At 72.9% G+C, this 11,498-nt stretch carries 11 protein-coding genes; 9 read left to right on the top strand and 2 right to left on the bottom strand.

Annotation, left to right across the window (positions count from 1 at the left end; all coding sequences use genetic code 11):
* Positions 1–53 precede the first annotated feature (53 nt).
* The 6 genes from ACWEVO_RS02500 (at position 54) to nadC (ending at position 6,085) form a co-directional block, all read left to right on the top strand.
* Positions 54–1,001: a Rossmann-like and DUF2520 domain-containing protein gene (locus tag ACWEVO_RS02500; protein ID WP_452305792.1), complete on the top strand. Its 948-nt coding sequence runs from the start codon at positions 54–56 to the stop codon at positions 999–1,001.
* Complete coding sequence (gene panC / locus ACWEVO_RS02505; protein ID WP_452305793.1) at positions 1,001–1,849, top strand: pantoate--beta-alanine ligase; 849 nt, start codon at positions 1,001–1,003, stop codon at positions 1,847–1,849. The genes ACWEVO_RS02500 and panC overlap by 1 nt, the downstream gene beginning before the upstream one ends.
* Positions 1,850–1,879: 30 nt before the next feature.
* Positions 1,880–2,308 (top strand): aspartate 1-decarboxylase, encoded by a 429-nt coding sequence (panD, locus tag ACWEVO_RS02510; RefSeq protein ID WP_452305794.1) that lies wholly within the window; start codon positions 1,880–1,882, stop codon positions 2,306–2,308.
* A gap of 184 nt (positions 2,309–2,492) precedes the next feature.
* A complete protein-coding gene (locus tag ACWEVO_RS02515) occupies positions 2,493–3,383 on the top strand; it encodes a septum formation family protein (RefSeq protein WP_452305795.1) in 891 nt (296 codons plus the stop codon).
* A gap of 61 nt (positions 3,384–3,444) precedes the next feature.
* Complete coding sequence (locus tag ACWEVO_RS02520; RefSeq protein WP_452305796.1) at positions 3,445–5,130, top strand: L-aspartate oxidase; 1,686 nt, start codon at positions 3,445–3,447, stop codon at positions 5,128–5,130.
* A 58-nt stretch (positions 5,131–5,188) separates the two neighbouring features.
* Entirely contained in the window at positions 5,189–6,085 is an 897-nt protein-coding gene (gene nadC, locus ACWEVO_RS02525) for a carboxylating nicotinate-nucleotide diphosphorylase (RefSeq protein ID WP_452305797.1), read from the top strand.
* A 3-nt stretch (positions 6,086–6,088) separates the two neighbouring features.
* Here the strand turns inward: nadC and ACWEVO_RS02530 are convergent, their stop codons facing one another.
* Entirely contained in the window at positions 6,089–7,189 is a 1,101-nt protein-coding gene (locus ACWEVO_RS02530) for a hypothetical protein (protein ID WP_452305798.1), read from the bottom strand.
* A 117-nt stretch (positions 7,190–7,306) separates the two neighbouring features.
* Between ACWEVO_RS02530 and ACWEVO_RS02535 the strand changes: the two genes are divergently transcribed.
* Positions 7,307–8,065: a type III pantothenate kinase gene (locus ACWEVO_RS02535; protein WP_452305799.1), complete on the top strand. Its 759-nt coding sequence runs from the start codon at positions 7,307–7,309 to the stop codon at positions 8,063–8,065.
* Positions 8,066–8,075: 10 nt separating this feature from the next.
* Here ACWEVO_RS02535 and ACWEVO_RS02540 read toward each other — a convergent pair whose 3' ends face one another.
* Positions 8,076–8,816, bottom strand: coding sequence for a class I SAM-dependent methyltransferase (locus ACWEVO_RS02540; RefSeq protein ID WP_452305800.1), 741 nt, complete (start codon positions 8,814–8,816; stop codon positions 8,076–8,078).
* Positions 8,817–8,909: 93 nt separating this feature from the next.
* Between ACWEVO_RS02540 and lysS the strand changes: the two genes are divergently transcribed.
* Complete coding sequence (gene lysS, locus ACWEVO_RS02545) at positions 8,910–10,418, top strand: lysine--tRNA ligase (RefSeq protein WP_452305801.1); 1,509 nt, start codon at positions 8,910–8,912, stop codon at positions 10,416–10,418.
* A gap of 112 nt (positions 10,419–10,530) precedes the next feature.
* Positions 10,531–10,881 carry a histone-like nucleoid-structuring protein Lsr2 gene (locus ACWEVO_RS02550; RefSeq protein WP_452305802.1) on the top strand — a complete coding sequence of 117 codons (351 nt, stop codon included), beginning with the start codon at positions 10,531–10,533 and terminating at the stop codon, positions 10,879–10,881.
* The last annotated feature ends 617 nt before the right edge of the window (positions 10,882–11,498 follow it).

Raw genomic sequence — 11,498 nt, forward strand, 5'->3', positions numbered from 1 at the left:
CGGCGCATACTTGCGATCGACCGGTACCCCCTTCGAGGACTGGATCGATTGCCATGAGCGCACCGCTGCGCCCGCGTCCGGCCGCCCCGCGCGGGTCCGCCGACGCCCCGCTCGCCTTCCCGCGCATCCTCACCGTCGGCGTTATCGGCGCCGGCCGGGTCGGTGCCGTGCTCGGCGCGGCCCTCGCCGCCGCCGGCCACCGGGTGGTCGCCGTCTCCGGCCGCTCCGGGGCCGCCAAGGCCCGGCTGGCCCTGCTGCTGCCGCAGACCCCGAACCGCGCCGCGGCCGCCGTCGCCCGGGCCGCCACCGACCTGCTGATCGTGGCGGTCCCCGACGACGCCCTCGCCGACGTGGTCGCCAAGCTGGCCACGGCCGGTGCGCTGCGGCCCGGCCAGGTCGTCGCGCACACCTCCGGCGCGCACGGGCTGCACGTCCTCGCCCCGTCCGCCGCCGTCGGCGCCCGGCCGCTCGCGCTGCACCCCGCGATGACCTTCACCGGTACGCCGGACGACCTCACCCGGCTCACCGGCATCTCCTACGGGGTGACCGCCCCGGCCGAGCTGCGCCCGTTCGCCGCCCGCCTGGCCGCCGATTTGGGCGGCGTGCCGGAGTGGGTGGCCGAGGGCGACCGGTCGCTCTACCACGCGGCCCTGGCGCACGGCGCGAACCACCTGGTGACCCTGGTCAACGAGGCCGCCGACCGGCTGCGCGACGCCGGGGTGGACCGGCCGGAGAAGGTGCTCGCCCCGCTGCTGCGGGCCGCCCTGGAGAACGCCCTACGGCTCGGTGACGACGCGCTCACCGGCCCGGTGTCCCGGGGCGACGCGGGCACCGTACGCCGGCACCTCGAGCGGCTGGCGGCGACCGCGCCGGAATCCGTGCCCCCCTACCTGGCGTTGGCCAGACGGACGGCGGATCGGGCGATCGCGGCCGGCCGGCTGCGCCCGGCGGACGCGGAGTCGCTGCTGGACGTGCTGAGTGGGATGGAGGTGGCGGCCTGATGACGGAGCTGGTGCACACGCGCAAGGAGCTGGCGGCCGCGCGGGACGGCCTGACCGGCCGGGTCGGCGTGGTGATGACCATGGGCGCGCTGCACTCCGGGCACGAGACGCTGCTGCGGGCCGCCCGGGAGCAGGCCGACCACGTGATTGTCACGATCTTCGTGAATCCGCTCCAGTTCGGCCCGAATGAGGACTTCGACCGGTACCCGCGCACCCTCGACGCCGACCTGGAGGTCTGCCGGCGGGCCGGCGCGGACGTCGTCTTCGCCCCGGCGGTGGCCGACATGTACCCGGACGGCCAGCCCCGCGTCCGGGTCAACCCGGGCCCGCTCGGCGAGGACCTGGAGGGGCTGAGCCGGCCCGGCTTCTTCCACGGGGTGCTCACCGTGGTCCTGAAGCTGCTCCAGCTCACCCGCCCCGACCTGGCCTTCTTCGGCGAGAAGGACTACCAGCAGCTGACCCTGGTCCGGCGGATGGTCCGCGACCTGGACGTGCCGGTGGAGATCGTCGGCGTGCCGACCGTACGCGAGCCGGACGGCCTGGCCCTCTCCTCGCGCAACCGCTACCTCTCCGCCGAGGAGCGCCGGGTGGCGCTGAGCCTCTCCGCCGCGCTGCGGGCCGGGGCCGACGCCGCCGACCGGGGGGCGGACGCGGGTGCGGTGCTGGCCGCCGCCCACCGGGGCTTCGACTCCGGTACGCCCGGCGCCCGCCTCGACTACCTGGTGCTCACCGACGCCGACCTGGAGCCGGGTCCGGTCGCCGGCCCGGCCCGGCTGCTGATCGCGGCGTGGGTCGGCGCCACCCGCCTGATCGACAACGCGGCGATCCGGCTCGCCCCGCGTTCCTGACCCCTTCTTGTTCCTCTGGAAAGGCACCCGATGTTCCGGACCATGCTCAAGTCGAAGATCCACCGGGCCACGGTGACCCAGGCCGACCTGCACTACGTCGGCTCGGTGACCGTGGACGAGGACCTGCTCGACGCGGCCGACCTGCTCCCCGGCGAGCAGGTGGCGATCGTGGACATCACCAACGGGGCGCGGCTGGAGACGTACGTGATCCCGGGGCGGCGGGGCAGCGGCGTGATCGGCATCAACGGCGCCGCCGCCCACCTGGTGCACCCCGGTGACCTGGTCATCCTCATCTCGTACGGGCAGATGGACGACGCCGAGGCGCGCACCTACCAGCCGAAGGTGGTGCACGTCGACGCCGACAACAGGGTCGTGGACCTCTCCACCGACCCCACCACCGCCGCCCCCGGCACCGCCGGCGACCCCATCCCCAACCCGTTCGCCGCCGCCGTCTCCTGACCCGCGCCCCCGGCGATCTTGCACTTCCGGCCGCCCTCCTGAGGCGGAATGACCGGAATGCCCGGGCGGCAACTGCAAGATCGCGTGGGGTGGGCCGGGGATCGCGGTCTGTCACCGGGAGGTCGGCTACGGCTACCCTGAGCGGGCCGTCGGGATCGACGGTGGTGGGCTGGGGGAGGCCGCGATGCGGCGTGCGATGGCGGGTCTGGTCGCCGCGCTGGTGACGGGGGTGGTGCTGGCCGGCTGCGCCGCCACCCACGGGCTGGACGGGGACCTCACCGACGACTGGCGCGCCCTGCCGCCGGCCGGCGCCTTCACCCCGGCGGCCGGGGTCTGCCAGGTGGCCGACTTCACCCCGACCGTCGGCCTGGCCGGCTACGCGCCGGTCGGCTGCGATCTGCCGCACCGGGTGGAGACGGTGCACGTGGGCGCCTTCACCGTCGACCGGCCCACGCCGCCGGCCGTCGGCTCCGCCGAGTTGCGGACCGCGTTCGCCGACTGCGACAACCGCGCCAGCGGGTACCTGGGCGACAACTGGCGGGCCGGCCGGCTCCGGCTGGTTGTGGCCCTGCCCACCGCTCCCGGCTGGGCGGCCGGCTCCCGCTGGTACCGGTGTGACCTGAGCGAGCTGACCACGGTCGAGGTGGCGGCCCGGGTGGTGCTGCGTACGGGCAGCCTGCGGGACGCGCTCAAGGGGCCCTCGCCGCTGCGGCTGGGCTGCCAGCGCACCGGTGGGGACGCCCGGGCGCGCACCCTCACGCCGGTGGACTGCCGGACCCCGCACGACGCCGAGTTCGTCGGGGTGTGGGCGGCGCCGGACCGGCCGTACCCGACGAAGGACGCCGAGTGGTCCCCGCTCTACACCGGCTGCAACACGGCCCTGGCGAGGTACGTGGGCGTGCCGGACGACCCGATCCTGCGCTTCCGCAGCGGCGTGGTGGTACGCCCACCCGGCGCCGGCCGCTGGGCCGCCGGTGACCGGGGCGTCCGCTGCTACCTGTGGCTCACCGGCCGGACGGTGACCGCCTCGCTCAAGGGCGCCGGCCCGGCCGGCCTGCCGGTCCGGACGAGGTAGCCGAAACCACTCGTCCCGCCCCCGCCGCCCGGGATGAGAGGCGTTCGGGTTGACTGTGCCCATGGACCTTCCGACCGTGGAACTGCCGGCCCTGCCCCGGCTGCTCGCCGCGCCCGCCCCCGGTTGGGTGGAGACCACCGACGTGATCGTGGTCGGTTCCGGGGTCGCCGGGCTCACCGCCGCGCTGCACCTGCGCGAGGCGGGGCTGCACGTCACGGTGGTCACCAAGGTCGACATGGACGAGGGCTCCACCCGCTGGGCGCAGGGCGGCATCGCCGCCGTGCTCGACCCGGCCGACACCCCGGCCGCGCACGCGCACGACACCGAGGTGGCCGGGGTGGGGCTGTGCGACCCGGCGGCGGTCCGGGTGCTGGTGGAGGAGGGCCCGACCCGGCTGCGCGAGCTGATGCGGCTCGGCGCGGAGTTCGACCGCCACCCGGACGGCTCGCTGATGCTCACCAGGGAGGGCGGCCACCGGGCCGACCGGATCGTGCACGCCGGCGGTGACGCCACCGGGGCCGAGGTGCAGCGGGCGCTGCACGCCGCGGTCCACCGCGACCCGTGGATCCGGCTGGTCGAGCACGCGCTGGTCCTGGACCTGCTGCGCGCCCCCGGCGACGGCCCGGACGGGCTCGGTCCGGCCTGCGGCATCACCCTGCACGTGCTGGGCGAGGGCAGCGAGGACGGCGTGGGGGCGATCCTGGCCCGGGCGGTGGTGCTGGCCACCGGCGGCATGGGTCAGGTCTTCGCGGCCACCACCAACCCGGCGGTCTCCACCGGCGACGGGGTGGCGCTGGCCATGCGGGCCGGCGCGGCGGTCACCGACGTGGAGTTCGTCCAGTTCCATCCGACCGCGCTGATCGTGCCGGCCGGCGGCCCCGGTGCCGGGCTGGCCCAGCAGCCGCTGGTCTCCGAGGCGCTGCGCGGCGAGGGCGCCCACCTGGTCGACGGCGACGGCAAGCGGTTCATGGTCGGCCAGCACGAGCTGGCCGAGCTGGCCCCCCGGGACGTGGTCGCCAAGGGCATCCACCGGGTGCTGCTGGCCACCGGCGCGGACCACGTCTGGCTGGACGCGCGCCACCTCGGCGGGGACTTCCTGGCCGGGCGGTTCCCGACCATCGTCGCCTCCTGCCTGGCCATCGGCGTGGACCCGGCCACCGACCTGATCCCGGTCGCCCCGGCCGCCCACTACGCCTCCGGCGGCGTCCGTACCGACCTGCGCGGCCGCACCTCCATCCCCGGCCTGTACGCCTGCGGCGAGGTGGCCTGCACCGGCGTGCACGGCGCGAACCGGCTGGCCAGCAACTCACTGCTGGAGGGGCTGGTCTTCTCCCGCCGGATCGCCGAGGACATCGCGGCCGGGCTGCCCGAGCAGGCCCGGCCGGCGGAGACCGGCGCCTGGGTGGGCGGCCAGGGCTGGCTGGTGCCGGCCGGAGGCACGCCGGCCCTGCAACGGGCGATGACCCGCGGCGCGGGGGTGCTCCGCTCGGCGGAGACCCTGGCCGGCACCGCCGGCACGTTGACCGAGCTGGGGCAGGGCCGGGGCGCGCCGCGCACCGCCGACTGGGAGGCGACCAACCTGATCACCGTGGCGTCGGCGCTGGTCGCCGCCGCGTACGCCCGCCGGGAGACCCGGGGCTGCCACTGGCGGGAGGACTTCCCGACCGCCGACGACCGCTGGCTGGGCCACCTCGTCGGCGGCATCGGGGCGGAGCGCCGGCTGACCGAGCGCTGGGAGGCCCGATGAGGGCGAAGAGCGAGCCGCTGCTGCGCGCCCCGCAGTCGCGAACGATGGAGGAACAGGGATGAGGGAGTCGACGGAGCGGGCGCTGCGGGACGGTGGCCTGGACCCGGAACAGGTGCGGCGGGTGATCGTCGACGCGTTCGCCGAGGACCTGGGTCCCGACTTCCTCGACGTCACCAGCGTCGCGACCATCCCGGAGGCGCAGAACGACACCGCTGACCTGGTCGCCCGGGAGACCGGCGTGGTGGCCGGGCTGCCGGTGGCCGCTGCCGTGTTCGAGCTGGTGGGCGAGGTGACCGGGGCGGACCGTACGGTCGAGGTGTCGCTGGTGGCCCACGACGGGCAGCGGGTGGCGCGCGGCGACGTGCTGGCCACCGTGACCGGCCCGACCCGGCTGCTGCTCACCGCGGAGCGCACCGCGCTCAACCTGCTCTGCCGGATGTCCGGGGTGGCCACCCACACCCGGGCCTGGGCCGACGCCCTGGCCGGCACGAAGGCGACCGTGCTCGACACCCGCAAGACCACGCCCGGCCTGCGCGCCCTGGAGAAGTACGCGGTGCGGGCCGGCGGCGGCACCAACAAGCGGATGGGCCTGCACGACGTGGCCATGATCAAGGACAACCACAAGGTCGCCGCGGGCGGGATCGGGGCCGCCTACCGGCGGGTCCGGGAGGCGTTCCCGGACGTGCCGGTGCAGGTCGAGGTGGACACCCTGGCCGAGGCGGTGGAGGCGGTCGAGGCCGGGGCCGACTTCCTGCTGCTGGACAACATGACCCCGGCGCAGCTGCGCGAGGTGGTGGCCGCGGTCGGTGACCGGGCCGAGCTGGAGGCGACCGGCGGCCTGACCCTGCCGGTGGCGGCCGAGTACGGCGCGACCGGCGTCGACTTCCTCTCGGTGGGCGCGCTGACCCACTCCTCGCCGATCCTGGACATCGCCCTGGACCTCCGGGAGGAGTGAGGGTCAGGTCAGCCGCGTGGTGAGCGTGGCGGCCGGAACCAGGTTGAAGATGACCTGGTTCTCGGTGCCGTCCCGGGCGTCCAGGCCGTACTTGGCCCGGAAGAGCTGGAGCGCCCGGTGATAGACCTCGGGTTCCAGCTCGTCCGCCTCGCCGAGGGCGTACGCCTGACCGTCCACCTCCGCGCGGTCCAGCACCACGGTCAGCCCGGCCAGCCCGTGCCGCGCCACGTTGCGGACCAGGTCGGTGCCGGCTATGTACCAGGTGCCGTCGACGCGGACGTAGCGGGCCTCGCAGGACTCCAGCTCGACGTCGCCGCGTCGCAGGCACACGTCCACGGCGAGGCAGGCGTCGAGGTCGCCGATCGGCGCGGTCTCCCACAGCTCGGTGAACCGGTCGTCGACGAACTCGCCGAGCGGCGTGGAGACGAACGCCTCCAGTTGCTGGGCGTCGAAGGTCTTGCCGGTGACCGGGAAGAACGAGATGAAGGCCTTGTGGTCCCAGCGGTACATCTGCACCGAGGGGGCGGTGACGTAGGTGCGTACCTGGAGCCGGGACCGGTCGGCGGACGCGAGCTGCTGCTGGAGCCGGCCGAAGTGGTAGAGGTTGTTCATGATCGCGATGGCGGTGTCGGCCCGGCGCAGCTCCTCGGCGCGCAACCGGACGGCGGGTGAGTCCGGGTCGAGCAGCAGCACCTTGACCGTCGCGCCGTTGGCGAGCGCGGACCGCAGCGCGGCCAGGAAGCGCGGCGTGTAGGGGCTCTCCAGCATGCTGGTGAAGGTCTCCAGGATCGCCACGATCTCCCGGGACTGCGCGACCCGCTGGATCAGCGCGTCCCGGTCGAGGCGGGGGTGCTCGATGATGGTGGCCGTCTGGAGCTCGCGGAAGAGCGGGTTGAGCACCAGATAGGTCAGCAGGGTCATGACCAGCGCGGCGCCGACGTTGAGGTAGAGGTCGCCGAGGAAGGTCTGCCCGTCGCGCCGCTCGGACCGCCAGGCCTGGACGATCATCCACAGCGCGCCGCCGGCCAGCGCGGCCAGCACCAGCACGTGCCGCCGGCGCCGGTGCAGGGCGTTACGGCCGCGTATCCACCACATCCTCGACATGTCCGCTCCCCGTCGGGCCGTGCCGGGATAGAGAATTGTTTATACCGTGACGGGTCAAGGATACGGTTCGTCGGGCGCTGCGCGCCCGCCCCGTCGCGGGTTGTCTAGGCTGCGGTCGTGCTGCTCTGCATCGACATCGGAAACACCAACACCGTGCTGGCGACCTTCGACGGCGACAAGCTGGTGCACTCCTGGCGGATCAAGACCGACGCCCGGTCCACGGCGGACGAGCTGGGTCTGATGTTCCGCGGGCTGCTCGCCGGTGACGCCGTGGAGATCACCGGGGTGGCCGCCTGCTCGACGGTGCCGGCCGCGCTGCGCTCGCTGCGCACCATGCTGTCCCGCTACTACGCGGACCTGCCCAGCGTGATCGTCGAGCCCGGGGTACGCACCGGGGTGCAGCTCGCCATCGACAACCCGAAGGAGGTGGGCGCGGACCGGGTGGTGAACACGCTGGCCGCGTACACCCTCTACGGCGGGCCCTCGATCGTGGTGGACTTCGGCACCACCACCAACTTCGACGTGATCAGCGGTCGGGGCGAGTTCCTCGGCGGCGCGTTCGCCCCGGGCATCGAGATCTCCTTCGACGCGCTCGCCGCCCGTGCCGCCCAGCTTCGCAAGGTGGAGGCGACGAAGCCGCGCTCGGTGGTCGGCAAGAACACCGTGGAGTGCCTCCAGGCCGGCCTCTACTTCGGCTTCGCCGGCCAGGTGGACCGGATCGTCGAGCGGATGACCGAGGAACTGGGCGAGGTGAAGGCGGTGATCGCCACCGGCGGGCTGGCGTCCCTCGTGCTCAGCGAGTGCCGGACGATCACCCATCACGAGCCGATGATCACCCTCATCGGCCTGCGGATGGTGTACGAGCGGAACACCTGATCCTCGTGGCTCAGCGCCGTCCGGCGCGGAAGACGAACGTGCGGTAGGGAAGTTCGACGCTGTCCCTCCCCGCCAGCTCCGGGTGGCTGTCGAAGAGGTCTCGCAGTCCCTGGTCGATCCGCTCCTGCTCGCTCGGCGTGGCGGTGAGCCAGTAGGAGCGGGTGTGCAGCATGGCGACCACCTCGTCGGGGGTGAGTGTCGTGGTGTGCGCGAATTCGCCCAGCTCCATCGGCTCGAAGGCGGGGCCGAAGTCGCCGTACTTCTCCACCACGCTGCCCGCGTTGTCACCGAGGTGGGCGATCCGGGTCAGCTCGGCCACCCAGTCGACCCGCTCGTCGCGGGTGTTCCAGATCGGGGCGAAGGTGCCGCCCGGCCGGAGCACGCGGGCGATCTCGGGATGCGCCCGCTCCCGGTCGAACCAGTGGTAGGCCTGCCCGACCAGCACCGCGTCCGCCGACCCGTCCGGCAGCGGCACCGCCTCGGCGCTGCCGGCCAGCGCCGTCGTGCCCGGGGTGGCGACGGCCAGTTGCGCCCGCATCCCCGGATCCGGCTCCACCGGTACGACCTCGTGGCCGAGTTCCAGTACGCCCCGGCTGAGGATGCCGGTCCCCGCGCCCAGGTCCACCACCCGGGCCGGGGCGGGCAGCCCGTCGAGCGCCCAGCGCAGCGCGTCCTCGGGATAGCGGGGGCGGAACCGGTCGTACTCGGCGGCGGCCACGCCGAAGGACAGCGCGTGAGTGGGGTCCGTCATGGGCGGCAGGTTATCCCGTAACGGCCAGCAGGGCGCTTGAGTACGCTCATGGGCTGACCCGCCGATATTGTCGCCAAGTCTGAGGAAGCTGCCGTGACCGAGCAGAACGCCCTGCCAGTGGACCCCGCCGACGACCTTCCGGAGCAGATGAAGGTCCGCCGGGAGAAGCGGGACCGGATGCTCGCCGAGGGCGTCGAGCCGTACCCGATCGGTTTTCCCCGGACCACCACCCTGGCCAGGATCCGGGAGCGGTACGCCGACCTGCCCACCGACACCGCCACCGGCGACCGGGTCTCGGTCACCGGCCGGGTGATCTTCGTCCGCAACACCGGCAAGCTCTGCTTCGCCACCCTGCGCGACGGCGACGGCACCGAACTGCAGGCCATGCTCTCGCTCGACCGGGTCGGCGCGGAGCGGCTGGACGACTGGAAGCGCCTGGTCGACCTGGGCGACCACGTCGGGGTCACCGGCGAGGTGATCACCAGCCGGCGCGGTGAGCTGTCGGTGCTGGTCGAGGAGTGGGCGGTCACCGCCAAGGCGCTCCGCCCGCTGCCCGTGGCGCACAAGCCGCTGAGCGAGGAGGCCCGGGTCCGCCAGCGGTACGTGGACCTGGTGGTCCGCCCGCAGGCGCGGCAGATGGTGCGTACCCGGGCGACCGCGGTGCGCAGCCTGCGGGACACCCTGCACGCCCAGGACTTCATCGAGGTCGAGACGCCCATGCTGCAGTTGCTGCACGGTGGCGCCGCGGCCCGCCCATTCGTGACCCACAGCAATGCGCTCAACACCGATCTGTATCTGCGAATCGCGCCGGAACTGTTTCTGAAGCGTGCCGTGGTCGGTGGCGTCGACCGGGTCTTCGAGATCAACCGCAACTTCCGTAATGAGGGCATCGACTCTTCGCACTCGCCGGAGTTCGCGATGCTCGAGGCCTACCAGGCGTACGGCGACTACAACACGATGGCCGAGCTGACCCGAAATCTGGTGCAGCAGGCCGCGATCGCGGTCGGCGGCTCGACCGTGGTCACCCACGCCGACGGCCGCGAGTTCGACCTGGGCGGCGAGTGGCGCTCGGTCACGCTCTTCGGTGTCCTTTCCGAGGCGCTCGGCGAGGAGGTCACCGTCCGCACCGAAAAGTCCCGCCTGGTCGAGTACGCGGACAAGGTCGGGCTCTCCGTCGACCCGAAGTGGGGCCCGGGCAAGCTCGCCGAGGAACTTTTCGAGGAGTTGGTCGTGCCGTCGCTCCAGGCGCCCACCTTCGTCCTCGACTACCCGGAGGAGACCAGCCCGCTGACCCGGGCACACCGCAGCGAGCCGGGGTTGGCCGAGAAGTGGGACCTCTACGTCCTCGGCTTCGAGCTGGGCACCGCGTACTCCGAGCTGGTCGACCCGGTGGTGCAGCGGGAGCGGCTGGTGGCCCAGGCGCAGCTCGCCGCGCGCGGTGACGACGAGGCCATGCGACTGGACGAGGACTTTCTCCGGGCGATGGAGTACGGAATGCCGCCGGCCGGCGGTATGGGAATGGGAATCGACCGCCTTCTGATGGCGCTGACCGGCCTCGGAATTCGGGAAACGATCCTGTTCCCGTTGGTCCGGCCGGAGTAGCACGACACCGTCTCCGGGTCGTTACCGGAACCTATTGACGCGGCAAGCATCGGGCGGGTTATTGTGCTCCTGTATTGCAGGAGCACAACCCTGCTCGAAAGGAATGTGGGACGTGGCCAAGCAGATCATTCACAAGCTGGTCGATGACCTGGACGGCGGGGACGCTGACGAGACCGTCAAGTTCGCGCTCGACGGTGTGCAGTACGAGATCGACCTCTCCGCTTCCAACGCTGAAAAATTGCGCGACGTATTCGCTCCGTACATCGCGCACGGGAACAAGGTCGGTCGTGGCGGGGTGGTCGTGGGTGGCCGGGCCGCGCGGGGCCGGGGCGGCGCGACCGCCGACCGCGAGCAGAACAAGGCCATCCGGGCCTGGGCCAAGAAGGCCGGGAAGGACATCTCCGACCGGGGCCGGATCCCGCAGGAGATCGTCGACGAGTACCACGCGAAGGCGGGCCACTGACCCGACCCGCTCGTACGCGCGACACCGACGCCGGACCGGAGTGCGACTCCGGGCCGGCGTCGCCGTTTCCGCCCGGACGCGTCGTCTGTCCGGTCCGCCCCGCCGGGGTCGGCTGTCCCCACCCCGCCGTCGGAAGAGCGCCGCGGGACCGGGAAGAAACCGGGGCGGGCGGTAGTTGTCCACAGGCAGTGGAAATTCCATCCACACCCTGTGGATGACCGACGGTCGGCAGCGAAGCCGCCCGCCGATGGGTCCGGGTATCGCCCGGGAGGTCACGACCGGCCTTTTCCCCCGACGGTCGAATTTCGCTCTGCGCGTACAGGCAGGGGTACCGGAACACCTCCTGAGCGCGGACGGTTGTCAGAAACGACGCGTGAACCGCCATTCGCGAGGACACACGACCTCAGCGGAGTCGGTCCGCGGCGATAGAGTAAGGAGGCACGGACGCCCGTCCCGGACGTCCGCGCACCGGCCCCGCCAAGATCTTGACCATCAAGGCGCACGGCACGTGAGGAGCACGAGGGCATGTTCGAGCGGTTCACCGACCGAGCGCGACGGGTTGTCGTCCTGGCCCAGGAAGAGGCCCGGATGCTCAACCACAACTACATCGGTACGGA

It is taken from the genome of Micromonospora sp. NPDC003776 (assembly GCF_053605645.1).